We start from the raw sequence: 22615 nt of genomic DNA, 5'->3' as shown, positions 1-22615 counted from the left end.
CTGATGGTCGAGGAGGAGCAGAAGTACGAGGTGGACGACGCCTACGTGCTGCCGGACCTGGCCGGCACGGCCCCGGCCGGTGGTCGGGTCCGGGCACTGCCACCGGTGACGCTGGTCGCCCGCTACCTCGACACTGTCGACCTGCGGCTGGCCCGGGCCGGTGCCTCGCTGCGCCACCGCCGGGGCGACGAGCTGCCGTGGACGGTGAAGCTGCCGACCGGGACGCCGGGCGTCCGGCACGAGATCTCCCGTCCCGGGCCGAAGGGGCAGCCGCCTGCGGAGCTGGTGGAGTTCGTCACCGTCCTGCACCGGGGGGCGCCGCTGGCTCCGGTGACGGTGGTGCGGACGGTGCGGCACGCCTACGAGGTGTGCGACCGGGCCGGCACTGTCCTGGCCGAGGTGGTGGACGACCGGGTGACAGTGCTCGACGACGCCGGCGCCACCACCGACACGTTCCGCGAGGTGGAGGTGGAGCTGAGGGCCGGCGACCGGAAGCTGCTCGACCTGGTCGGCGGGGTGCTGCGCGAGGCTGGTGCCCAGGGCGGGTCGTTCACGCCGAAGCACGTACGGGCGCTGGGCGCGACGGCGCAGGCCGATCCTGATCTGGTCGCGCCGGCCGGGCTGACCGCCGAGCCGAGCGCCGGTGACGTGGTGACCGAGGCGCTACGCAAGGAGATCCGCCGGCTGTTGGCGCACGACCCGCTGGTCCGGCTGCGGGCCCCGGCCGCCGGTGGTGACACCGCCGTGCACCAGATGCGGGTGGCCTGTCGACGCCTGCGCAGTGATCTGCGCACCTTCAAACCGTTGCTGCGGAAGACCTGGTCCCGCCCGCTGCGCAGCGAGTTGCGCTGGCTGGCCGACGTGCTCGGCGCGGCCCGCGACGCCGAGGTGCTCCGCGCGCGGCTGCGCCGTACCGCCGACGCCGATCCGCTGAGCCCGCTCGACAGTGGCGCTGTGAGCCGGCTCGACGAGGTGCTCGCCGAACGGCAGGGGCGGGCGCTCACCGCGATCGACGAGGTGCTGCGCTCCGCGCGCTACCTGGCCCTGGTGGACTCCCTGGTGCTGGCCGCCGGCGCGCCCCGGTTCACCCGCCGGGCGGCAGCGCCCGCCGCGCAGGCGCTACCCGCGCTGGTGGCCCGCCCCTGGCAGCGGTTGACCGGGCCGGGCGGCGTCGGCGGGCTCGACCCGCAGTCGCCGGACGACCGCTGGCACGCCGTCCGCAAGGAGGCCAAGCAGGCCCGGTACGCGGCAAACGTTGTGGCACCGACGGTCGGCAGGGGCGCACGGCGGCTGGCCCGCGCGCTCGCCCGGGTGCAGGACGTGCTCGGCGAGCACCAGGACGCGGCGGTGGCGGCGGACACCTGGTTGGAGATCGCCGCCGAGCGACCGGACGACCACGAGCTGGCGGTCACCGCCGGACGGCTGGCCGAGCGGGAACGCCAGTCGGTACGCCGGATGCGGGGTCTGCTGCCGGCTGCCTGGCACCGGGCCACCCGGCGACGGCGCACCAGTTGGCTGCCGTGACGGGCATCCGGGCGGCCGGCGGGGTGGCCTGGCGGCCGACCGACGACGGCGTCCACGTCTGCGTGGTGCACCGTCCCCGCTACGGCGACTGGACGCTGCCGAAGGGCAAGCTGGAACCGGGCGAGCGCGCGCTGGCCGCGGCGGTCCGTGAGGTGGCCGAGGAGGCCGACGTGCGGGGCGTGCCGCAGGTGCGGCTGCCGTCGGTGCGGTACCGCAGCGAGGGGCAACCCAAGCTGGTCGACTACTGGTCGATGCTCGCGGTGGCCAGCGGCGGTTTCCAACCGGACACCGAGGTGGACGACATTCGCTGGCTCGCTGTGGACGACGCGATCCGGTTGGTCAGCTACCCGCACGACGCCGAGGTGCTGGCGGCGTTCGCCGCGCTGCCGTCGGTCACGGCGACGGTCGCGCTGGTCCGGCACGCGCACGCCGGTAAGCGGGCCACCTGGTCCGGCCCGGACGTCGGGCGGCCGCTGGACGCCGAGGGGTGGGCCCAGGCGAGCACGCTGGCCGAGCTGATCGCCCTGATCCGGCCGGCCCGACTGGTGTCGGCGTCGCCGAGACGGTGCGTGCAGACACTCGACCCGGCCGCCGCGTTGCTCGACCTGCCGATCGAGGTCTGCGGCGACCTGGACGAGCCACAACCCGGCCAGCAGAGCGACGAGCAGGTCCTGGCCACCGCCGCCCGACTGCTGGAGCTGGCCGGCACCGGTGGCCAGTCGGCGGTGTGCGGCCAGGGCAAGGTCCTGCCGGGCGCCCTGGAGCGCCTGACCGGCCGCACCGATGAGGACTTCACCACCCCGAAGGGCGGCGGCTGGCTGCTCGCCTTCGCCGCCGACCGGCTGCTCGCCGCCGATCGCCTGTAGGGCCCACGTTCGACGGGCGCGGCCTGGTCAGCGGGGCGGCAGTGTCACTGTCACCGCGACCGGCAGGTGGTCGCTGGCGGTGCTGCGCGGCGCGACCGGATCACTCGGGGTCAGGCCGGGCGAGACGAAGATGTGGTCGATCTGCTGGCGCGGATCGTCCGCCGGGCTGGTCGCCAGCGGTCGGGCGGCGGCCAGCGCGTCGACCAGGCCGGCCCTGGTGAACTCCGCGAACGCCTCGTCACCCGGCTCGGTGTTCAGGTCACCCGCCACCACCAACGGCCGACCGGCCGCGTACCGGGTGGCGAAGTCGGCGACCGCGCGGGCCTGGACCACCGGACCCTTGCCGGGCGGCGGTTGCAGGTGGGTGCTCACCACTGCGGTACGGACACCGTCACCGAGGTCCAGCGTGACGGCGAGGGCCTGCGCTCCGGTGGGTGCGCCGACGGCGGCCAGCGGCAGGGTTCGCGGATCGCGTACCGGCCAACGGCTGAGCACCGCGTCACCCCAGACCGGGTCGGCGGCCGGCCCGAAGACGTACGGCATGGCGAGCCGGTCGGCCAACAGGTCCAGGGTGTCGTGCCCGCCGTTGAGCAACCACGCCCGGTCCACCTCGCTGAGCAGCACCACGTCGGGCCGTTGCCGGTCGACGACCTGGGCGAGGCCGGTCAGGTCGAAGCGGCCGTCCAGCCCGAACCCCATCCGGATGTTGTACGCCACCACCGTCAACCGTTCCGGTGGGCCGTCCCGGTTGCTGGCCACCGGCACCTCGTCGGCGAGCACCGGGGCCAGCAGGGCCAGCGCGGTGACCGCGGCGGCGGCCCGGAGCGGCGGAAACGGCCCGGGAAGCCGGTGGACGACGGGGCGGGCGGTGAACGCCACGGCGGCGATCAGCACGGCCACCACCACCGGCACCGCCGCGTTGGGGTAGCCGAGGTCGTAGGCCGAGTAGTAGCCGACCGCTCCCAGCGCGAAGACGAGCATCCCGGCGGCGACCGCGTGCCCCCGTCGGGAGGCGCTGGTGCTGGCGGTGTCGCTGGTTGGCTGGCTGGCGTCGTCGGTCAGCGCGAGGCAGGCGCCGAGGCCGACCGCGGCGAGGAGGATGGCCGGCACGAGCAGGTCGCCCCGGTCGAGGGCGAACAGCACGGCGCCGCCGAGCAGCGCCACCGGACCGTACGCCCGGCCCCACCCAACCGGTGGCCGGGTCAACGCGGCGCACAGGAACCCGGCGACCGCCACCGGCACCGGCGCCAGGCCGAACAGCGGCGAACGAGCCACCCCGTCCCCGGCGACCAGGTACGACATCCCGGTCCGGGCCAGCGCCGGGGAGAGCGCCACCATTCCGGCCAGCAGCAGCGCCGGACCGGCCAGCAGCCAGGCTCGGCCACCACCAGGGCCGGCAGCGGCGTCAGCGGGGCCGACAGGGGCGTCAGCGGGGCCAGCGAGGGCGTCACCTGCACCACCGCGCCGGCCGGATCGCGCCGTGCCGACCAGGAACACCGCCACCGCGACGGCGCTGAGCAGCCAGGCCACCCAGTCACCCCGCCAGACCAGGTCGACGGTGTCCAGCCCCGCGTGCACTGCCGCGTTGACAGCGAACCCCAGCGCCAGCCCCGGGACCGGGCGGTCGGTGACGGTGGCGACGCCGACCAGCCAGACCAGCCCGGCGAGCAACCCGGCGGTGGCCAACCAGAGCTGCGTACGCCCGCCGGGAGCGGCGGTGAGCGCGAGCCGGGCGACGGCGAGCGCGACAGCGGCGACGACAGTGACCGGGCGGGCTCCGACTCGGCGGACCACGGCGGGTGCGCCCATCGCGAGCACGAACCAGCCGAGGGCGAACGCCCCCATCAGCTCGGCCGGGGTGGACGCCGCCTGACCGAAGATGGTGATGATGCCGGGCAGCCAGACCCGCAGCACGTCGATGAGGAGGACCACGCCCAGCACGAGCGTGCCGGTGGTGAGCTGGCGGTAGCGCACCGGCGCCCCATTTCCCGTCGACGGGCCGGCCCAGGGGTGGCCGGCACGGCGATTCTGCGCGAGCGAACCAACAGGGTCAACGGGTCGCCGTACGCCGAAAATCCGTCCCGGTACGCCGAAAGGGCGCCCACCCACTGGTGGACGCCCTTGCGGTACGGGTCGGTCAGCGCTTGCTGGCCGCCTTCTTGGCCGGAGCCTTCTTCGCCGGCGCCTTCTTGGCCGCCGTGCTCTTGCTCGCCGCCGCGGTGGTCTTCTTCGCCGCGGTCGACCGGGTCGCGGCGGTGGTCTTCTTCGCCGCGGTGGTCTTCTTGCTGGCGGCCGTCTTGGTCGCCGTGGTGGTCTTGCTCGCCTTGGCCGGGGCGGTCTTCTTGCTGGCGGCCGTCTTGGTCGCCGTGGCGGTCTTGCTCGCCTTGGCCGGGGCGGTCTTCTTGCTGGCCGCCTTCGCCGTGGTCGTCTTGGTGCCCGCCGCCTTGGCGGTGGCCGCCTTGGTGCCGGTCGCCTTCGTGCCCGCCGCCTTGGCCGTGGCGGTGCTGGTGGCGGTCTTCTTCGTCGCCACCGTGGCCTTCGGCACCTTGCCGCTGGCCACCATCTCCTTGAACCCGGCGCCGGGGCGGAAGGTCGGGACTGACGTCTTCTTGACCTTCACCGCCTCGCCGGTACGCGGGTTGCGCGCTGTTCGCGCGCCACGCACACGCTTTTCGAATGCTCCGAATCCGGTGATCGCCACCTTCTCGCCCTTGGTGACCGCCGCCTGGACCTCGGTGAGGACCGCGTCGAGCGCGGCCGTCGCCATCTTCCGGTCCCCCAGGCGAACGGCGAGCGCCTCGATGAGCTCGGCCTTGTTCACGACTTCCTCCCGATTGTGCAACTGACTCGTCGCGAGCCATTCTGCGCGCACGGTATGCCCTGTGCTGCCGGGACACAAACATTCGGTAGAAAAAAGCCCTTGTGTCGTAACGGATTCACCCCCACCGGATGGACCGATGGGGGTGAAATCCGCTGCGCGGGCGGCCTAACGGCTATGCAACCGAGGGCAGGAACGGCAGTCTGCGCGCCTCGTAGGAGTCGATGTCGCCGGCGTGGCGGAGGGTGAGTCCAATGTCGTCGAGGCCTTCCAGGAGCCGCCAACGGCTGAAGTCGTCCAGCGGGAACGACCAGCTCGCGTCCCCCGCCCTGAGCTGGCGGGCGGTCAGGTCGACGGTCAGCGCAGTGGTGGGATCCGCCTCGACCAGGTCCCACAACTCTTCGACGGCTTTCAATTCCAACTCGACCGGCAACAGACCTTCCTTGAGGGCGTTGCCGCGGAAGATGTCACCGAAGCGCGGGGCCACCACGGCACGGAAGCCCCAGTCCCGTAGCGCCCAGACGGCGTGCTCCCGGGAGGAGCCGGTGCCGAACTCCGGGCCGGCGATGAGGATCGACGCCCCAGAATAGTTTTCATCGTTGAGTACGAATGCCGGATCTTCCCGCCAGGCGCTGAACAGCCCGTCGGCGAAGCCCGTCCGCGTCACCCGCTTGAGGTACACGGCGGGGATGATCTGATCGGTGTCCACGTTGGACCGGCGCAGCGGCACGGCGGTGCCGGTGTGGGTGGTGAACTTGTCCATCTCGTCGGTCCCTTCTACAGGTCGGCGGGGGCGGCCAGCCGGCCGACCACTGCGGTGGCGGCGGCCACCGGCGGGGAGACCAGGTGGGTACGCCCGCCCCGGCCCTGACGGCCCTCGAAGTTGCGGTTCGAGGTGGAGGCGGAGCGCTCGCCCGGCTTCAGCGTGTCGGGGTTCATCCCCAGACACATGGAGCAGCCGGCGAACCGCCACTCGGCCCCGGCGTCGGCGAAGACCTTGTCCAGCCCCTCGGCCTCGGCGGCCTCGCGCACGGCGGCGGAGCCGGGCACCACGAGCATGCGGACGCCGTCGGCGACCCGGTGGCCACGCAGCACGTCGGCGGCGGCCCGTAGGTCCTCCAGGCGGCCGTTCGTGCAGGACCCCACGAAGACCACGTCGATGGGCAGCTCCCGTAGCGGGGTGCCGGGGCGCAGGTCCATGTACTCCAGGGCCCGGCGGGCGGCGGTGCGCTCCGAGTCGGTGGTGAACTCCTCAGGGTCCGGCACCGGGGCGCTCAGCGGCGCACCCTGCCCGGGGTTGGTGCCCCAGGTGACGAACGGGGTGATCTGGCTGGCGTCCAGGGTCACCTCGGCGTCGAAGCGCGCGCCCTCGTCGGTGGGCAGCGTCCGCCACCACGTCACCGCCGCGTCCCAGTCCGCGCCCTGCGGCGCGTTCGGTCGACCCTTGAGGTACGCGAAGGTGGTCTCGTCCGGCGCGATCATGCCGGCCTTGGCGCCCCACTCGATGGACATGTTGGCGATGGTCATCCGCCCCTCCATGGAGAGGGCGCGGATAGCCTCGCCGCGGTACTCGACGATGTGCCCGCGACCCCCACCCGTGCCGACCTGCGTGATCAGCGCGAGCACCAGGTCCTTGGCGGTCACGCCGGGCGCGAGCCGGCCGGTGACGTTCACGGCCATCGTCTTCGGCCGGCTCTGCGGCAGCGTCTGGGTGGCCAGCACGTGCTCCACCTCGCTGGTGCCGATGCCGAAGGCGAGCGCGCCGAAGGCGCCGTGGGTGGCGGTGTGCGAGTCGCCACAGACGATCGTCAGGCCCGGCTGGGTGAGACCGAGCTGCGGGCCGATCACGTGCACGATGCCCTGGTTGTCGTCGCCGAGCGGGTGCAGCCGCACGCCGAACTCGGCGCAGTTGCGGCGCAACGTCTCGATCTGCGTACGCGACGTGGGGTCCGCGATGGTGAGCAGGTCACCACGGCGGAGGCGGAACGCCGGGTCGGCGTACCCGGTCGGGGTGTTGTGGTCCTCGGTCGCGAGGGTCAGGTCGGTACGACGCACCCGGCGCCCGGCGAGCCGCAGCCCGTCGAAGGCCTGCGGGCTGGTCACCTCGTGCAGCAGGTGCAGGTCGATGAAGAGCAGGTCCGGCTCACCAGCGGCGGACCGTACGACGTGCGCGTCCCAGACCTTCTCGGCCAGGGTCCTCGGCTCAGGAGTGACTCCCACCATCTGGACATCCTAAATTCTGGGAGGTAAGTTTCGGCTTGTGGGACACAGTATGAGCGGTGTCGGCGTTCTCGACAAGGCGGTGGTCATCCTGGCCGCCTGCGTGGACGGCGCCAGCCTGGCCGAACTCGTCGAACGCACCAAGCTGCCCCGGGCCACAGCACATCGCCTGGCCCAGGCCCTGGAGATCCACCGAATGCTGGTGCGTGACACCCAGGGCAGATGGCGGCCCGGCCCTCGCCTGGGCGAGTTGGCCAACGCCGCGCCGGACGTTCTCCTGACCGCCGCCGAGCCGCTGCTGGCCGCGCTGCGCGACGCCACCGGTGAGAGCGCACAGCTCTATCTGCGCCGCGCCGACGAGCGGATCTGCGTGGCGGCGGCGGAACGCGCCAGCGGTCTACGGGACACCGTCCCGGTCGGCTCGGTACTGCCGATGACCGCCGGCTCCGCAGCCCAGATCCTGCTCGCCTGGGAGCCGCCGGAGGCGGTGATGCCGCTGCTGCCGCGCAGCAAGTTCACCGGCCGCACCCTCGCCGAGGTACGCCGACGCGGGTGGGCGCAGAGCGTCGCCGAGCGGGAGGCCGGTGTGGCGAGCGTCTCCGCCCCGATCCGCGACCGCACCGGCCGGGTCATCGCCTCGGTCAGCATCTCCGGCCCGATCGAGCGCCTGGGCCGCCGCCCCGGCGAACGCCACGCCATGGCCGTAGTAAGAGCCGGCCAACGCCTATCCGGCCTCTAACCCCCACCCCTGCCCAACCCCTGCCCCTCCCCCGTCCTCCCACCCTGCCCGCGCCGCGCCCTCCCGCCCCAACCCGACCGCTCCCGGTGATCAAGAGCTTTGCGTCACCGCCTGCCGCGTGTCGTGACGCAAAGCTCTTGATCACCAAGGCGAGGGGTGGGTGGGGACGAGAAAGGCTCATCTCGCGTCGCGAGATGAGCCTTTGGTTGTAGCCCCGACCGGATTCGAACCGGCGCTACCGCCTTGAGAGGGCGGCGTCCTGGGCCGCTAGACGACGGGGCCAGAACTTTTCCGTTCACCACCCTCGCGGGCGGTGCGAATGTAGTCTAGCGGCACCGCACCCGGGCACGAGCGCGGGGTGCGCTCTCACCCGAGGGTCCGGCGGCGGACACGAAACAGCCCGCCTCACGAGGTGAGACGGGCTGTGCACGCTGTAGCCCCGACCGGATTCGAACCGGCGCTACCGCCTTGAGAGGGCGGCGTCCTGGGCCGCTAGACGACGGGGCCAGAACAACTTTTGCTCCCCCACCTTACCGGTGGAGGAGCTGCACTCTACCGAAGACCACCCTCCGCCCCCGAAGGGGCGGAGTCGAACTCCGTCAGAATCCAGCGTCTGGAAATTCTCGCGAATTCCAGCAGCGCTGGGGTACCAGGACTCGAACCTAGACTAACTGAACCAGAATCAGTCGGGCTGCCAATTACCCCATACCCCATTGGCCCCTTGCGGCGCCGGGAGTGAACTTTACCCTCCCGGTGCCGGCAGGCCAAATCCGATCCCCCCGAACCACCCGTGAGCTGCGGAAACAGGGGCATCAGACGGATCAGGCGACGGGCACCACCGGGTTGGTGAGCTCGCCGATGCCGTCGATCCGCACGGTGACCGTATCCCCCTCGACAAGCGGGCTAACCCCGGCTGGAGTGCCGGTGAGAACGACGTCGCCGGGCAGCAGAGTCATCACGTGCGAGATGTACGACACCAGGCCCGGCACGTCGAAGACCATGTCCTTCGTCCGGCCGAGTTGGCGTACCTCCATCTCCTCCGGGTTGCGACCCACCTCACACCGGATCTCCAGGTCGGAGACGTCCAGCCCGGTGGTGATCCACGGGCCGATCGGGCAGAACGAGTCGAAGCCCTTGGCCCGGGTCCACTGCCCGTCCGAACGCTGCAGGTCCCGAGCGGTGACGTCGTTGGCGCAGGTGTAGCCGAAGATGGCGCGTTCGGCGGCGGCGCGGTCGGCGCGGCGCGCACCCGGCGCCCCGATCACGACCGCCAGCTCCGCCTCGTGCTCGACCTGCTTGGAGAAGATCGGCAGTCGGATGGCGTCCCGGGGGCCGATCACCGAGGTGGACGGTTTGAGGAAGAGCAGCGGCTCCCTGGGCACCTCGTTGCCGAGCTCGGCGGCGTGGTCGGCGTAGTTGCGGCCGACACAGACGACCTTGCTGGGCAGGATCGGCGAGAGCAGCCGGACGTCGGAGAGGGCCCAGCGGGCCCCACTGAAGGAGAGATTGCCGAACGGGTGGCCCTCGATCTCGGCGATGGTCAGGCCCTGTGGCCCGGCCTCCGCTTCGCCTTCGACGGCACCGAACGACATTCCCTTGGCATGGGCGAAACGAGCGATACGCACCCGGCCAATCTAGCGCCGCCGACGCCCCAACCGGCCAGGACCGGCGCTCGGGTGTGCTCAACCCGTCAGCGCGCGGCACCCTATCGGAGCTGGAGGTGACCGGTGCGGACTTCTCGACTTCGTACCCGCACGGAGGCGACTCGCCCCTAGCGTCGGCTCCGGAGGTTCGTTCGTATGCCTGCATCGACACGACACCACAGAGCCCTCGCAGTGTTCGTGCACTGCCTCGGCATCCTCGCCGCCGTGCCGGCCCTGCCGACGGCGGCTCCGGAGGCGGCGGCCACGCCACGACCACCGGCCGCCACACCACAACCAACGGCGGCCACGCCACAACCAACGGCGGCCACGCCAGCACCACCGGCCGCCACAGCAGCACCAGCGGGAACCCGGCCGCCGGTGGCGATGGTCGCGCGGGTGACCGAGCCCACCCCGCCCTCGGCGCCACCGGCGATGGCACCACCGGCCCGGGCGCCGGCGTCGGCGCCCCCGCAACAGGTCACTGTGGCGGTCGCGACGGAGAGCAGCCCGGCACCGAGGTACCGGATCCAGGTGCGCAACGTGAGCAACTCCCCGCTGGAGACCACAGTGCGTCAGGAACTGCCGCCCGGCTCGTCGACGACCGCGATCAGCGGTGGTGGCCGGTCCACCCCGGCCGGCGGATCGGCCACCGAGGTGACCTGGCGGTTGCGGCTGCCCGCGCACAGCACCACCACCCTGGGCACCGCGCTCGCGGCGACCGCGCCGGGCCGGCCACTGACCGCGCCGACCTGCGCGTTCACCAGTGACGGCAGCCGGCCGTACGACTGCGCCACTGCCACCTGGCAGGCGGCAGCGGCACCGGCGGCCGAGGCGGGCGAGGCGCCGCCGTGGCGCCGCTACCCGGTGCTGCTCGCCGGCTTGGCGGTCCTGCTGCTGATCAGCGCCGCCCTGGTGTGGGTGTGGCGACGTCGGCGCGGGCGTCGGGTGACGGCCGCCGCGCTGTCCACCGGCGGCGGCGAGAGTGACCGCGGGACGGTCTACCCGCGCCCGGCAGCGCCGAGTCCGGTACGGCGTCGGCGTACCCCGCCGGTCTGGATGTTGGTGGGCGCCGCCGTCGTGGTGCTGGCCGGTGTGGTCGGCACCGCGGGTTGGACGGCGACCCGGCAGGTCGCCGCGATCGACACGCAGAAGCAGCCCACCAGCGGCGCGTGGGTGGGCACCGGGGTCAACGGGTCGCTGGGCGTGCCGTTGCGCGAGTCGGCGTTCGAGTTCACCGTGTACCGGATGACCTGCGGCGCGCCCGGCACCGCCGGGAAGGCCGACGGCGGCGGTGCCGCACCGGCCAACGGGCGACGCTGCGAGGCCACCGTCGGTGTGCGCAACGTCACCGGCGACCACCAGCCCTGGCACAGCGAGCTGCAACGGGCGTACCTGCCCGGCGGGCGCTGGGTGAGCACCGACGAGTCGGCCACCCGGACGGCGAACCTGGGTCGGGACGTCTTCGCCGACCCGATGGCGGCGGGCACCCGGATGGTGCTCCCGCTGGTCTTCACCGTGGACGGGCGGGATCCGCCCCAGCAGCTGGAGCTGCGCAGCGGGGTGTTCTCCGCCGGGGTCCGGGTGCAGATGCCCTGATCGGTGTGCGGGCGGCGGTCGTACCCTGGGTGCGTGACCGCCGCCCTCGCCCCCGCCGTGCTCGACGCGACGCAGTGGCAGGCCCGCCGACGGGCCCACGAGGAGCGGGTGGACGTCTGGCTGACCCCGCACCTGGCCCGGCGACGGCGCGGTGAGCGGCATCCGGTGGCCGACTTCCTGTTCACCTACTACTCGCACCGCCCGGCCCAGCTGCGGCGCTGGCATCCGGGGCCCGGGGTCGAGCTGCGGGACGCCGATCCGGCCGAGTTCGGCCGCGACTACCGCGCCGGCACCGCCGGGGTCACCCTCGACACCGCTGGGGTACGCGCCCGGCGCGGCGACTCGATCGCCTGGATCCGCTCCCTGCTCGAGGCGACGCGTGGACGTGCGCCGCACTTCGGCTGCTTCGGGATGCACGAGTGGGCGATGGTCTACCGGCAGACCCGGGAGGAGCTGCGGCACAACGCCTGGCCGCTGCGGCTCAGCGCGGAACGCACCGCCGGGATCGTCGAGGAGCGGGGCGTGCGGTGCAGCCACTTCGACGCGTTCCGGTTCTTCACCCCGCCGGCCCGCCCGTTGAACCTGCTCACCCCGACCCGGGAGACGCAGCACGCGCACGAGCAGCCGGGCTGCCTGCACGCCAACATGGATCTGTACAAGTGGGCGTACAAGTTGTCGCCGTTGGTCTCCTCGGAACTGGTGGCCGACGCGTTCGCCCTGGCCCGGGACATCCGCACGCTGGACATGCGGGCCAGCCCGTACGACCTGGCGGCACTGGGCTACCCGCCGGTGCGCGTGGAGACTCCGGACGGCCGGGCGGAGTACGCGGCGGCCCAGCGCGGGTTCGCCGAGCGGGCCGCCGTGCTGCGCGACCGGCTGCTCGCCGCCGTCCCGGACTAGTCGTCCCGGACTAGGCGTAGTCCCGGCCTGGTCGTCGTCCCGGCCTGGTCGTCGTCCCGGCCTGGTCGTCGTCCCGGCCTGGTCGTCGTCCCGGACTAGTCGTCGTCGGCGCGGCGGTCCCGCTTGCGCTGGGACTGGCGTTTCTTCTCGGCCAGCCGGCGTTCCTTGGCTCCACGGGACGGGCGGGTCGCTCGGCGGGTCGGCGGTGGGGGCGCGGCGGCCTCCCGCAGCAGGGCGGTCATCCGGGCCCGGGCCGCCTCCCGGTTGGCCAGCTGGGCCCGGTGCTCGCTGGCGGCGATCGTCAGCACCCCGTCGACCAGGCGGTTGGCCAGCCGGGCCAGCGCCCGCGGCCGCAGCCACTCGGGCACGGCCGGCGAGTTGGCCACGTCGTAGCTCAGCTCGACCCGGGAGTCCGCGGTGTTCACACCCTGCCCGCCCGGCCCCGACGAGCGGGAGAAGCGCTCCCGTAGCTCCCCGGCGGGGACGACCCACCGGTCGGTCACCCGCAGTCCGTCGTCCACGCCCCGAGGCTAACCCGCGACGACCCGCCGGGGGTCATCGGTGCGGAGGCTCACTCTGCGTCGGGGACTGGCTGGGTGCCGGCCCGGCGGTCTCCTCGTCGGAGCCGACGGCCGCGTACGCCACCGCGCCGAAGAGAAGCACCCCGATCACCGCGGCCTTCACGACGACGCCACGGATCAGCGACCAGGCGCCCCGGCGGGCGCCTGGCACCGATTTCTTGACGGTCTGGTAATCGTTCCACCCGCGTCGTGCCCGGGCGTACGCCGACCCCACTGCACATCCGATGACCAGGCCCACCAGCAGGAGGACCGTGAGAAGAGGACGCTCCACCTCCGCCAGTATCCATACCGAGCGTAATATTTCCATGATCCGATGCCGTCCGGCCGGATATCTGACAGTGGTGGCCCCCGTCAGGGCGTTCGGGCAGCTCAGCCACCCTTGCCGATGATCGTGTCGGCGGTCTGCTGCACCTGGTCGATCGGGATGGCGAACCCGATGCCGATCGAGCCGTTTCCGTCGATGGTGGCGATGGCGGTGTTCACCCCGACCACCTCCCCGCGCGCGTTGACCAGTGGCCCACCGGAGTTGCCGGGGTTGATGGACGCGTCGGTCTGCACCGCGGTGTGCCGGTTGTTGCCGAGCCGCACCTGCCGGTCGAGCGCGCTGACGATGCCCGCGGTGACCGTTCCGGCCAGACCGAGCGGCGACCCCACAGCGAGCACCGGCTCACCGACCCGGGTCGCGCCGGGCTTGGCCAGGGGCAGCGGGGTGAGACCGGCCGATGCCGGCACCTTCAGCACCGCCAGGTCGCTGCGCGGCTCCCGTCCGACCACCTCGGCGGCGAACCGGCGGCCGTCGGGCAGCTCCACTGTCACCGGCCCGCCACCCCCCTTGGCCAGGATGTGGTCGTTGGTGATCAGGTGCTGCTGGTCGTCCACCGCGAAGCCGGAACCGGTCGCGGACCCGCCGGTCGCGGATCCGCCGGTCGTGCCGCCGGCCAGCACCGACACCACCCCGGGTACGGTCCGCTCGGCCGCGGTGACCAGCTCGGCCGGCACCGGGGCGGCGGACGCCGCTGCCGGGCCCCCAGCCCCGTCCCGGCTGGCCACCACGCCGCCGGCGAGAGCACCGGAGACGGCCGAGACCGCCACCACTGCCAACACGGCGAGCAGCCGCCCAGGCCGTCGCCCTCCCGGGTCCCGCTCGGGCGTGTCCCACCACCCGCGCCCGTCCGGGTCGAGTTCCGGTGAGATGAACCAGGGACCGCGCGGTTCGCCCAGTCCGGTCTGCACTGCCATGCGTACTCCTCACTGTCGACGTCGGTTGTGCGCGGCGGTCAGGGCAGCCGGGAGAACCAGCGCATCGACCCGGCGGCGGCACCCATCGCGAACACCAGTCCGAGGCCGATGAACCGGGCCGAGATGTCCTGCCGCTCGGTGCGGTAGCCGACCGAACTGCCGATGTCGTCGTAGACGGCTCGCAGCTCGTCGGTGGTGCTGGCCTCGTGGAACATGCCGCCGGTCTCCTCGGCGACCGCCTTGAGGGTTTGTCCGTCCACCGGCACCTGGATGGGTCGTCCACCTCGGTCGACGAACCCGGACGGGGTGCCGAACGAGATCGAGTGCACCGGCACCTCCGCCTTCACCGCTTCCGCGGCCGCCTCCATGGGGTCCATCCCGGAGGTGTTGGCGCCGTCGGAGAGCAGGATGACCCGGGCGGGTGGGGTCTCCTTCGCGGCCTCGCTGTCCAGGCTCTTGACCGCGCCGAGTGAGGTGTTGATGGCCTCGCCGATCGCGGTGCCCTGGACACCGGTGATGCCCTCGGCGAGCCGGTCGATCCCCTCGTCGAGCGCGTCCCGGTCGATGCCCGGGGGCACCAGCACGGCGGCGCTGCCGGCGAACGCGACGAGACCCACGTTGAACTCGTCGGGCAGGCCCTCGACGAAGCGCCGGGCGGCCTCCTTCGCCGCGGCCAACCGGTCCGGTTCGACGTCGGTGGCGAGCATCGACGTGGAGACGTCCACCGCCACCATCACAGTGGCCCGTTCCCGGGGCACCCGGACCTCGGCGCTCGGTCGGGCGAAGCCGACCACGAGCAGCGCCAGCATGGCCAGGAAGAGCCCGGCCGGTACGTGTCGACGCCAGGCGGGCCGCTCCGGCGCCACCCGGTCCAGCAGCCGCAGGTTGGTGAAGCGGACCGCGTACCGGCTGCGTCGGCGTTGCAGCACCAGGTACGCGACGACCAGGGCGAGCACGCCGAGCAGTAGCCAGAGCCGCAACGGCGACTGCCAGATCACGCGGCACCTCCCCGGGGGCGGCCGACCGGCGCGGCGGCCAGCCGACGCTGGCCGTGCACGTGCCGGACGATGTCCGCGCTCCAGTCGCCGTCGGTGCGCAGCGGCAGGTGGGTGGCCCCGCTGCGGCGCAGCGCCTGGTGGACCTGTTCGCGCTGGGCCGTGGCGGCCTCGGCGTACCGCTCGCGCAGCCCACTGTCCGATGTGCACACCTCGCGGTGCCGACCGGTCTCCGGGTCGACGAGCGTGATCAGGCCGACGTCCGGTAGTTCCAGCTCACGCGGGTCGGTCACCTCGATCGCCAGCACCTGGTGCCGGACGGCCAGCCGGCGCATGGTCCGCTCCCAGGGCGCTGTCTGGCCGGGGTCGTCGGGCAGGCCGTCGAGGAAGTCGGAGACCACCACGACCAGCCCACGCCGGTTGGCGATGCGGTGCAGAGCGTCGAGGCCGTCGGCCAGGTCGGGCGGTGGGGTTTCCGGCCCACGCCCCGGCCGGTCGGTGGGCGCGGTGGCCCGGGGGGCGGCGAGCAGCGCGCGGAGCAGGGAGAGTAGATGGGTACGCCCGCTGCGGGCCGGGAAGCGGCGTACCCCGTCGGCGCGCAGCACCTGGGCGCCGAGGCGGTTGCCGACGCCCGCGGTCAGGAAGCCGACCGCCGCGACGGCGGCCACCGCCAGTTCCCGTTTGTCCAGCTCGGCGGTGCCGAACTCCATGCTGGCGCTGCCGTCGACGAGCAGCCAGGTGGTCAGTTCCCGGTCGGCGTCGACCTGCCGGACGTGCGGCACTGCGGTCCGGGCGGTCACCGCCCAGTCCATCCGGCGGACCTCGTCCTCGCCCGGCCGGTATTCGCGACTGCCGGACGGTTCGCTGCCGGGACCGGGCAGCAGACCACGGTACTGGCCGTGCAGCAGGCCGTTCAGTCGGCGCGTGACGGTCAGCTCCAGGCGGCGCAGGCGCTGGTCCGGGGCCAGCTCGGCCAGGCCGGGGTCGGCGGGCGCGACGGCGGCGCGTCTCATGCCGCCGCCAGATCCGGTGTCTGCTGCGGGTGCCCGGTGGCCAGCCGGGGCGGCGGCACCGCCTCGACGAGCCGTCGCACCACGCTCTCGGCCGACACCCCGTCGGCCACCGCGTCGAAGGAGAGCACCAGCCGGTGGGCGAGGACGTCGACGGCAAGCTCGCGGACGTCCTCGGGCAGCACGTACTCCCGTCCCCGCAGCAGGGCCTGTGCCCGGGCGGCGGCGACCAGGCCCAGGGTGGCCCGGGGGCTGGCCCCGTACGCCAACAGCGGGGCGATCTCCGGCAGCCCGAACCGGCCCGGGTCGCGGGTGGCGAGGATCAGCCGCACCACGTACTCGGCCAACGCGTGGTGGACGAAGACCCGCTCGGCGTGGATCTGGAGGTCCCGCAGCCGTTGCGCGTCGAGCACCGGACGCGGGGTGGGCCGGTCGGTGCTCATCCGGTAGAGGATGGCCAGTTCGTCGGCGTCGCTGGGGTAGTCGACCACCACCTTCATCAGGAACCGGTCACGCTGTGCCTCCGGGAGCTGGTAGACCCCCTCGGACTCGATCGGGTTCTGGGTGGCCAGCACCAGGAACGGCTCCGGCACCGGCCAGCTGCGCCCGCCGATCGAGACCTGCCGTTCGGCCATCGCCTCCAGCAGCGCCGACTGGACCTTGGCCGGGGCCCGGTTGATCTCGTCGGCCAGCACCAGGTTGGCCATGATCGGGCCCAGCTCGATGTCGAAGGTCTCCTTGGACGCCCGGTAGATCCGGGTGCCGACGATGTCGGAGGGCACCAGGTCCGGGGTGAACTGGATCCGGGAGAAGGTGCCGCCGACCACTGTCGCGAGGGTCTGCGCGGCCAGTGTCTTGGCCACGCCGGGTACCCCCTCCAGGAGGCAGTGTCCGTTGGCGACCAGGGCGGTGAGCAGGCGTTCGACGAGGCGATCCTGCCCGACGATCACGCGTTTGACCTCGAAGAGGGTCTGTTCCAGCTCGATGCCGGTCGGCTCCGGATCGACCGGGCTGGGCATGCTGGCCAGGGTGTCCGAGATGTCCGTCACGGTGCTTGCTTCCCTGGCACACGCTCGGCAAACGTGGGATTGTGCGGCAGGGACCGGCCCGGAGTGGCCGGAATGGGGATGAGCCGCGCGGAAGGGTGACGACCGTCGCGAGCCTGCCGAGGAGCGCCCAACCGGCAGGTGACCGACCATGCGGTGCCCGACCGGGTACGAACCGGTCGAGGACGGCCAGTTGGACCGCCGACCTCGCGGCGCCCCCGTCGCCTCCGGCGCGCCGGGCGGACAGGGTCCGGCCCCCGCGCCGGAGGCGACGGGGGCCGGGTGTCGGTTCGGTCAGGGTGTGTGGGTGAGCAGGGTGAAGCCCAGGTTGGCCGGCGTCCCGGCCGAGTTGCGGGTCTGCACGAAGACCGCGTTGGGCGTCAGCAGCCGCGGGGCGACCGAGACCTCGCCACCCGGCGGAATGCAGCAGGAGCCGGACAGGGAGAGGGTGGCCAGGAAGGCACCGGCCGAGACGGTGTGACCGAAGATCACCTCGTACTCCCCGACGCCGTACTTGACCACGGTGCCGCCGCCGCGCGCCTTGGTGCCGTTGGAGTTGACGACGGTGAAGACGTTTGTGGCCACCAGTGGGGTGGCCGCACTCGCCTTCAGCGCGGCTTTCGCGATGCGCGCCGACTCGGCGCTGACCGGCGGCTGGGAGTTCGTGCCGCGTGCCGGCTGGACCGTTTCCTGCGGCGCCTTCGCCGACGGTTGGGCGATAGCGATGCCCCCGCCGGCGAGGCTGAGCCCCAGGACAGCGAACGTGACCGCCGCCACCTTACGTCGGAAGGATGTGCTCATGACAGGTCCCCCTTGTGTGACCGTGCGAATTCGGCCGACCCGCGGGGCGGGACGGATGACTGCCCATAAATAGGCGTACGACGACAGTTGGGCGGGGGAAAGCTGCCTCGCTCACACCCGACGAGATTGATTTATCAGCAATCTACATCCCACCTGAGCTGCGGTTACTACTCAGAGTTGCGTCGTTTAAGCCAGATGGAACGTAGCACCGAAAAAAGCCGCCAGTCAATAGTTGATCTCGCTTTTCCGGGGTGTCAACCAACCGTCAGATAATTGTGAAATGTGAGCGCATCGCCATTCATGAAATGGGTTCGTCAGGCCCGACTACGATCATCGTCGTGATCGTCGACGCTCCACCCGCGCACCGGAACGCTCGGCTCGCCACGGTGCTCTGCTGGCTTGCCGTCGTACCCACCGCACTGTGGGCGGCCGCCCGACTGCTCGGCCTGGACCGGGGGCCGTTGGTGCAGGCGCTCGCCTTCACGCCGTACGTCGCGGGCGTCAGCGTGCTGGTCCTGGCCCTCGCGCTCGCCCTGCGGCGCTGGTGGCCGGCGGCGCTCGCGGCCCTGGCAGCGGTGGCGTTGCTCGGCACCGTCGCACCTCGGGCGCTGGCCAACCCGCAGCCGGCGGCGGCCGGGCCGACCGTGCGGCTGCTCACCGCCAATCTGCTCGCCGGCGCCGGCGACGCGCCGACACTGGTGGAGTTGGTCCGGCGACACCACGTGGACGTGCTCACCGTGCAGGAGTTCACCCCGGACGCGCAGACCGCCCTGGATCAGCTCGGCCTGGCCACGCTGCTGCCGCACCGGCAGCTCAACCCGGAGATCGGCACCCCCGGCTCGGGGCTCTACTCGCGGTGGCCGATCACCGACGGCGGCGTCCGACGCAACCTCGAGGGCTGGGGCTTCAGCCAGGCGTACGCGACGGTGTCCGTGCCCGGCGGGCCCCCGGTCCGCGTCGAGTCGGCCCACCCCTCGGCGCCGTACGCGCTGGACCAGGTGGGTGCCTGGCGTGCCGACCTGACCGCCCAACCACCGGCCACCCCGGACGGTGGCCTGCGAATCCTCGCCGGCGACTTCAACGCGACCCTCGACCACGGTCCACTGCGGGCCCTGCTGCGCAGCGGTTACGTCGACGCCGCCGACGCCACCGGGGAGGGCCTGACCGGCACCTGGGGTCCGTACGACGGCGACCTCATCCCACCCGTCACCATCGACCACGTCCTGGTCGACCATCGGATAGCGGTCCGCTCGGTGCAGGTGCTAACCCTGCCCGGCAGCGACCATCGCCCCGTCCAAGCCACCCTGACCCTCCCCACCCCCTAACCCATCCCACCTCGTCGATCTTGCACTTACTGTCGCGGCATAAGCGGCAAAAGCCGCAGACCATCGACACAAAGTGCAAGATCGCGAGAGTGGGGGTGGGGGCCGGGAGGCGGGAGTCAGACGGAGGTGGGGGCTAGGCCGTAGGTGAGGGCGTCCACCAGGGCGTGCCAGCTGGCCTCGACCACGTTCGGGTGGACGCCGACAGTGGTCCAGTCCCGGCCGCTGCCGTCGGAGGTCTCCAGCAGGACCCGGGTGACCGCGCCGGTGCCGTGGCTGCCCTCCAGGATGCGCACCTTGTAGTCGGCCAACTCGAAGTCGCGCAGCTGCGGATAGTGCCGCGCCAGCCCCACCCGCAGCGCCTCGTCGAGGGCGTTGACCGGGCCGTTGCCCTCGGCGGTGGCGATCACCCGCTCACCGCGAACCCGGATCTTGACGGTCGCCTCGGAGACCACCGCGCCGTCCTCGCGATGCTCGACCAACACCCGGTACGACTCCAGGGTGAACGGTCGCGCCGGGCTGCCCTCCGGCAGCTCGGAGCGGACCAGCAACTCGAAGGAGGCGTCCGCCGCCTCGAAGGACCAGCCACCCGCCTCCAGCTCCTTGACCCGCTTGGTGACCCGGGTCAGCGCCTCCGGGTTGGCGGCCAGGTCCAGGCCGAGCTCACGGCTCTTGAGCTCGACGCTGGCCCGGCCGGCCATCTCGGTGATCAGGATCCGCATGTCGTTGCCCACCACCGACGGGTCCACGTGGTTGTAGAGCAACGGGTCGACCTTGATCGCACTCGCGTGCAGCCCCGCCTTGTGAGCGAAGGCGGCAGCCCCGGCGTACGCCTGGTGGGTGTCGGGGGCGATGTTGGCGATCTCGGCGATGGCGTGCGAGACCCGCACCATCTGCGCCAGGCAGCCCTCCGGTAGGACGGGCATGCCGAGCTTGAGTTGAAGGTTGGCGACGACCGCGAAGATGTCGGCGTTGCCCGGGCGTTCGCCGTACCCGTTGGCGGTGCCCTGCACGTGGCGGACGCCCGCCTCCACGGCGGCGATCGTGTTGGCCACCGCGCAGGCGGTGTCGTTCTGGGCGTGCATACCGAGCAGCCCGGCGTCGATCCCCAGCCTGTTCGTCAGGTCGTGGATCACGGCGCTCACCTGGGACGGGAGCATGCCGCCGTTGGTGTCGCAGAGCACCATCCGCTCGGCGCCGGCGGCGAGCGCGGTCTGCACCACCGCTGCGCCGTACGCGGGGTCGTGCCGGTAGCCGTCGAAGAAGTGTTCCCCGTCGACGAAGACCCGTCGACCCTCCCGGACGAGGTGGTTGACGGTGTCGTGGATCATCGCGAGGTTCTCCGCGCCGGTGGTGCGCAGCGCGCGCTCGACGTGCCGGCTGTCGGCCTTGGCGACCAGGGCCACGGCCGGGGTCTGCGCGTCCAGCAGGGCGCGTACCTGGGGGTCGTCCGCGACCGCGACGCCGGCCTTGCGGGTGGCGCCGAACGCGACGAGCACGGCGTGCCGCAGGTCCAGCTCGGTGCGGGCGCGGCGGAAGAACTCGGTGTCCTTGGGCACCGCGCCCGGCCAGCCGCCCTCGATGAACCCGACGCCGAACTCGTCGAGCAGCCGGGCCACGGCCAGCTTGTCGACCACCGAGTAGGTGAGCCCCTCGCGCTGGGCGCCGTCGCGCAACGTGGTGTCGAAGACCTGGAACGTCATCAGGATCCTTTCTCGGAGCAACAAAAAGACCTCCCGCGGATGCGGGAGGTCTGCGCGCTCGGCAGAGGGGAGAGCCGGCGCGCTAGGTCGCAATAATCAGGGCGGTGCTGGTCACGATGGCCACTCTGCCACCCCTCCCCCGAATTTGGGAGGAACAATCCACATAGCGGGATGGTGACGGAGGGTTCGTTCGCCCCCTGGCCGCCGCTCGTGATCGGCTTCACAAGGCGCCAGGCCACTCATCGGCGGAAACAGCGATGCGGAAGCATCTGGAGCGGATCCGATGATGGCCACCGTGCCGTCTGCAAGGAGGACCTGTGCTCACCGTCAGTGACCGCTTACCTGAGCACGGACTCGCCGCCTGCGTATCGCTGGGCGTCACCAACGCGTCCAGGACGATCAACCACACGTCCCACGAGGGCACGTGGTGCGTGGTCTTCGTCGGGCCGATGGGTTTCACCTCCATCAGCCCGACGGAGATCGCCGACGAGACCCCCGCCGCCGGAGTCTGACCATGCGCCTGGACGCGATCAAGGCAGCCCTGCCGGAGTACGCCACGGACATCAGGCTCAACCTCGGCTCCACCGTCGGTTCCTCGGCGTTGACTCCGGCACAGACCTGGGGCACCGCGCTGGCCTGTGCGGTGACCGCTCGCAACCCGGTCGTGTTGCGGGAGATCGCGGCCGAGGCGCTCGGGCACCTCGGGCCGGAGGGTGTCGAGGCGGCCAAGGGCGCTGCGGCGATCATGGCGATGAACAACATCTACTACCGGGCCAAGCACCTGATCGGCGACGAGCAGTACGCCTCGATGCCGGCCCGACTGCGGATGCAGATCATCGCGAGGCCGGGGGTGGACAAGGGCGACTTCGAGCTCTGGTGTTTCGCCGTGTCGGCCATCGCCGGCTGCGGGGTGTGCCTGGAGTTGCACGAGAAGAAGCTGCGCGGCATCGGCTTCACCCGGGAGCAGCTGAACGAGGCCCTGCGGATCTCCGCAGTGGTGCACGCCACGGCGGTCACCCTGGACGCCGAGGCCGCACTGGCCTGAGCCCGTCGCCGTTTCCGGCCCCCGACAGCCGGGTAGCTCCTGCGGGGACGCACCCACCTCAGCCGAGACGATCGGCGACAGTCAGGAGTGAACGGCATGGACAGGATCGATCCGCACGCCACCCACGCCGGGCCGGACCCGCTGCGCGGCGGCGACCACGGCACGGTGCCCGGCGGCGCGCCGGCCGGCACGTTCGACCCCTGGCGCTACCGGGACCAGGCCGGCGTGGCCGACGTCGACCTGGTCGGTTACAAGGTCGAGGCCACCGACGGTGGAATCGGCAAGATTGACAGCGCCAGTCACGAGGTGGGCGGCAGCTACCTGGTCGTGGACACCGGGCCCTGGATCTTCGGCAAGAAGGTGATGTTGCCGGCCGGCACCGTCAACCAGGTCGACCACGACCAGCGCACCGTCTCCGTCGACCGGACCCGGGACCAGATCAAGGCCGCCCCGGAGTACGACGAGACCAGCCACAGCGACCCGAGCTACCGGGACCAGTTGGGTGGCTACTACGACGAGACGTACGGCGCGCTCCCGCCCGGCACCGCACGGTGACTGTTCGACCCG

The 22615-nt window shown here is 72.3% G+C and carries 22 protein-coding genes and 3 tRNA genes; 9 read left to right on the top strand and 16 right to left on the bottom strand.

The genetic code is table 11. The annotated features are described in order from the left end of the window. Positions 1-3 precede the first annotated feature (3 nt). Together PSH03_RS31915 and PSH03_RS31910 are read left to right on the top strand one after the other, a co-directional pair. Positions 4-1524: a CYTH and CHAD domain-containing protein gene (locus tag PSH03_RS31915; protein ID WP_238691287.1), complete on the top strand. Its 1521-nt coding sequence runs from the start codon at positions 4-6 to the stop codon at positions 1522-1524. Continuing rightward, complete coding sequence (locus tag PSH03_RS31910) at positions 1512-2390, top strand: NUDIX hydrolase (RefSeq protein ID WP_238691286.1); 879 nt, start codon at positions 1512-1514, stop codon at positions 2388-2390. Before PSH03_RS31915 ends, PSH03_RS31910 begins: the two co-directional genes overlap by 13 nt. Positions 2391-2417: 27 nt before the next feature. Here the strand turns inward: PSH03_RS31910 and PSH03_RS31905 are convergent, their stop codons facing one another. The 4 genes from PSH03_RS31905 to leuC all read right to left on the bottom strand — a co-directional run bounded on the left by PSH03_RS31905 (position 2418) and on the right by leuC (position 7431). After that, positions 2418-4364, bottom strand: a complete 1947-nt coding sequence (locus PSH03_RS31905) for an endonuclease/exonuclease/phosphatase family protein (RefSeq protein ID WP_238691285.1) — start codon at positions 4362-4364, stop codon at positions 2418-2420. 163 nt (positions 4365-4527) lie between these two features. Continuing rightward, positions 4528-5211, bottom strand: a complete 684-nt coding sequence (locus PSH03_RS31900) for an HU family DNA-binding protein (RefSeq protein WP_238691284.1) — start codon at positions 5209-5211, stop codon at positions 4528-4530. Between the two features lie 172 nt (positions 5212-5383). Beyond that, complete coding sequence (gene leuD, locus PSH03_RS31895; protein WP_238691283.1) at positions 5384-5971, bottom strand: 3-isopropylmalate dehydratase small subunit; 588 nt, start codon at positions 5969-5971, stop codon at positions 5384-5386. Positions 5972-5985: 14 nt separating this feature from the next. Next, on the bottom strand, positions 5986-7431 hold the full coding sequence (gene leuC / locus PSH03_RS31890) for a 3-isopropylmalate dehydratase large subunit (protein WP_238691282.1): 1446 nt from the start codon (positions 7429-7431) through the stop codon (positions 5986-5988). Between the two features lie 49 nt (positions 7432-7480). Between leuC and PSH03_RS31885 the strand changes: the two genes are divergently transcribed. Continuing rightward, positions 7481-8167, top strand: a complete 687-nt coding sequence (locus PSH03_RS31885; RefSeq protein WP_007456408.1) for an IclR family transcriptional regulator — start codon at positions 7481-7483, stop codon at positions 8165-8167. A gap of 209 nt (positions 8168-8376) precedes the next feature. Here PSH03_RS31885 and PSH03_RS31880 read toward each other — a convergent pair. From PSH03_RS31880 to PSH03_RS31865, 4 genes are all read right to left on the bottom strand, one after another. Continuing rightward, positions 8377-8449: transfer RNA gene (locus PSH03_RS31880), tRNA-Glu, on the bottom strand. A 152-nt stretch (positions 8450-8601) separates the two neighbouring features. Continuing rightward, positions 8602-8674: transfer RNA gene (locus PSH03_RS31875), tRNA-Glu, on the bottom strand. 134 nt (positions 8675-8808) lie between these two features. Then, positions 8809-8880 (bottom strand) — tRNA-Gln (locus PSH03_RS31870). Between the two features lie 108 nt (positions 8881-8988). Then, entirely contained in the window at positions 8989-9792 is an 804-nt protein-coding gene (locus PSH03_RS31865; protein ID WP_238691281.1) for a fumarylacetoacetate hydrolase family protein, read from the bottom strand. Between the two features lie 174 nt (positions 9793-9966). Here PSH03_RS31865 and PSH03_RS31860 point away from each other — a divergent pair, with 174 nt between their 5' ends. Both PSH03_RS31860 and PSH03_RS31855 read left to right on the top strand, forming a co-directional pair. Then, positions 9967-11406 carry a hypothetical protein gene (locus PSH03_RS31860; RefSeq protein WP_238691280.1) on the top strand — a complete coding sequence of 480 codons (1440 nt, stop codon included), beginning with the start codon at positions 9967-9969 and terminating at the stop codon, positions 11404-11406. A 33-nt stretch (positions 11407-11439) separates the two neighbouring features. Continuing rightward, complete coding sequence (locus PSH03_RS31855) at positions 11440-12306, top strand: 3-methyladenine DNA glycosylase (RefSeq protein WP_238691279.1); 867 nt, start codon at positions 11440-11442, stop codon at positions 12304-12306. Between the two features lie 95 nt (positions 12307-12401). On the opposite strand, the gene arfB is transcribed toward PSH03_RS31855, so the two are convergent. From arfB to PSH03_RS31820, 7 genes are all read right to left on the bottom strand, one after another. Next, positions 12402-12827: an alternative ribosome rescue aminoacyl-tRNA hydrolase ArfB gene (gene arfB / locus PSH03_RS31850; protein WP_210786405.1), complete on the bottom strand. Its 426-nt coding sequence runs from the start codon at positions 12825-12827 to the stop codon at positions 12402-12404. A gap of 34 nt (positions 12828-12861) precedes the next feature. Then, positions 12862-13158, bottom strand: a complete 297-nt coding sequence (locus PSH03_RS31845) for a hypothetical protein (protein ID WP_210786404.1) — start codon at positions 13156-13158, stop codon at positions 12862-12864. Between the two features lie 98 nt (positions 13159-13256). After that, complete coding sequence (locus PSH03_RS31840; RefSeq protein ID WP_210786403.1) at positions 13257-14126, bottom strand: S1C family serine protease; 870 nt, start codon at positions 14124-14126, stop codon at positions 13257-13259. 38 nt (positions 14127-14164) lie between these two features. Beyond that, a complete protein-coding gene (locus tag PSH03_RS31835) occupies positions 14165-15124 on the bottom strand; it encodes a VWA domain-containing protein (protein WP_210786402.1) in 960 nt (319 codons plus the stop codon). After that, positions 15121-16134 carry a DUF58 domain-containing protein gene (locus tag PSH03_RS31830; RefSeq protein WP_238691278.1) on the bottom strand — a complete coding sequence of 338 codons (1014 nt, stop codon included), beginning with the start codon at positions 16132-16134 and terminating at the stop codon, positions 15121-15123. Before PSH03_RS31830 ends, PSH03_RS31835 begins: the two co-directional genes overlap by 4 nt. Then, complete coding sequence (locus PSH03_RS31825) at positions 16131-17180, bottom strand: AAA family ATPase (RefSeq protein ID WP_210786400.1); 1050 nt, start codon at positions 17178-17180, stop codon at positions 16131-16133. The genes PSH03_RS31830 and PSH03_RS31825 overlap by 4 nt, the downstream gene beginning before the upstream one ends. 291 nt (positions 17181-17471) lie before the next feature. Beyond that, positions 17472-17978 (bottom strand): hypothetical protein, encoded by a 507-nt coding sequence (locus tag PSH03_RS31820; protein WP_210786399.1) that lies wholly within the window; start codon positions 17976-17978, stop codon positions 17472-17474. 341 nt (positions 17979-18319) lie between these two features. Here PSH03_RS31820 and PSH03_RS31815 point away from each other — a divergent pair, with 341 nt between their 5' ends. Beyond that, a complete protein-coding gene (locus tag PSH03_RS31815; protein WP_372494950.1) occupies positions 18320-19303 on the top strand; it encodes an endonuclease/exonuclease/phosphatase family protein in 984 nt (327 codons plus the stop codon). Between the two features lie 116 nt (positions 19304-19419). Here PSH03_RS31815 and cimA read toward each other — a convergent pair whose 3' ends face one another. Next, positions 19420-21003, bottom strand: coding sequence for a citramalate synthase (gene cimA / locus PSH03_RS31810; RefSeq protein ID WP_238691277.1), 1584 nt, complete (start codon positions 21001-21003; stop codon positions 19420-19422). A gap of 317 nt (positions 21004-21320) precedes the next feature. Between cimA and PSH03_RS31805 the strand changes: the two genes are divergently transcribed. From PSH03_RS31805 to PSH03_RS31795, 3 genes are all read left to right on the top strand, one after another. After that, the gene (locus tag PSH03_RS31805; protein ID WP_238691276.1) at positions 21321-21515 is read left to right on the top strand and encodes a hypothetical protein; all 195 of its coding nucleotides are present in this window, start codon (positions 21321-21323) and stop codon (positions 21513-21515) included. 2 nt (positions 21516-21517) lie between these two features. Next, positions 21518-22048, top strand: a complete 531-nt coding sequence (ahpD, locus tag PSH03_RS31800) for an alkylhydroperoxidase, AhpD family (RefSeq protein WP_238691275.1) — start codon at positions 21518-21520, stop codon at positions 22046-22048. A 96-nt stretch (positions 22049-22144) separates the two neighbouring features. Next, on the top strand, positions 22145-22603 hold the full coding sequence (locus PSH03_RS31795; protein WP_210781115.1) for a PRC-barrel domain containing protein: 459 nt from the start codon (positions 22145-22147) through the stop codon (positions 22601-22603). Positions 22604-22615: the final 12 nt, after the last annotated feature.

This window comes from Micromonospora salmantinae, assembly GCF_022230905.1.
Taxonomy (GTDB): Bacteria; Actinomycetota; Actinomycetes; order Mycobacteriales; family Micromonosporaceae; genus Micromonospora; species Micromonospora salmantinae.
The sequence above is the reverse complement of the archived record's forward strand: the minus strand, read 5'-3'. Positions and strand labels throughout refer to the sequence as shown.

Excerpts from the sequence above, each read along its gene's own strand:
- PSH03_RS31915 (WP_238691287.1), top strand. The coding sequence starts at position 4 with ATGGTCGAGGAGGAGCAGAAGTACGAGGTGGACGACGCCTACGTGCTG.
- leuD (WP_238691283.1), bottom strand. The coding sequence starts at position 5,971 with ATGGACAAGTTCACCACCCACACCGGCACCGCCGTGCCGCTGCGCCGG.
- leuC (WP_238691282.1), bottom strand. The coding sequence starts at position 7,431 with ATGGTGGGAGTCACTCCTGAGCCGAGGACCCTGGCCGAGAAGGTCTGG.
- PSH03_RS31885 (WP_007456408.1), top strand. The coding sequence starts at position 7,481 with ATGAGCGGTGTCGGCGTTCTCGACAAGGCGGTGGTCATCCTGGCCGCC.
- PSH03_RS31860 (WP_238691280.1), top strand. The coding sequence starts at position 9,967 with ATGCCTGCATCGACACGACACCACAGAGCCCTCGCAGTGTTCGTGCAC.
- PSH03_RS31840 (WP_210786403.1), bottom strand. The coding sequence starts at position 14,126 with ATGGCAGTGCAGACCGGACTGGGCGAACCGCGCGGTCCCTGGTTCATC.
- PSH03_RS31830 (WP_238691278.1), bottom strand. The coding sequence starts at position 16,134 with ATGAGACGCGCCGCCGTCGCGCCCGCCGACCCCGGCCTGGCCGAGCTG.
- PSH03_RS31820 (WP_210786399.1), bottom strand. The coding sequence starts at position 17,978 with ATGAGCACATCCTTCCGACGTAAGGTGGCGGCGGTCACGTTCGCTGTC.
- cimA (WP_238691277.1), bottom strand. The coding sequence starts at position 21,003 with ATGACGTTCCAGGTCTTCGACACCACGTTGCGCGACGGCGCCCAGCGC.
- ahpD (WP_238691275.1), top strand. The coding sequence starts at position 21,518 with ATGCGCCTGGACGCGATCAAGGCAGCCCTGCCGGAGTACGCCACGGAC.
- PSH03_RS31795 (WP_210781115.1), top strand. The coding sequence starts at position 22,145 with ATGGACAGGATCGATCCGCACGCCACCCACGCCGGGCCGGACCCGCTG.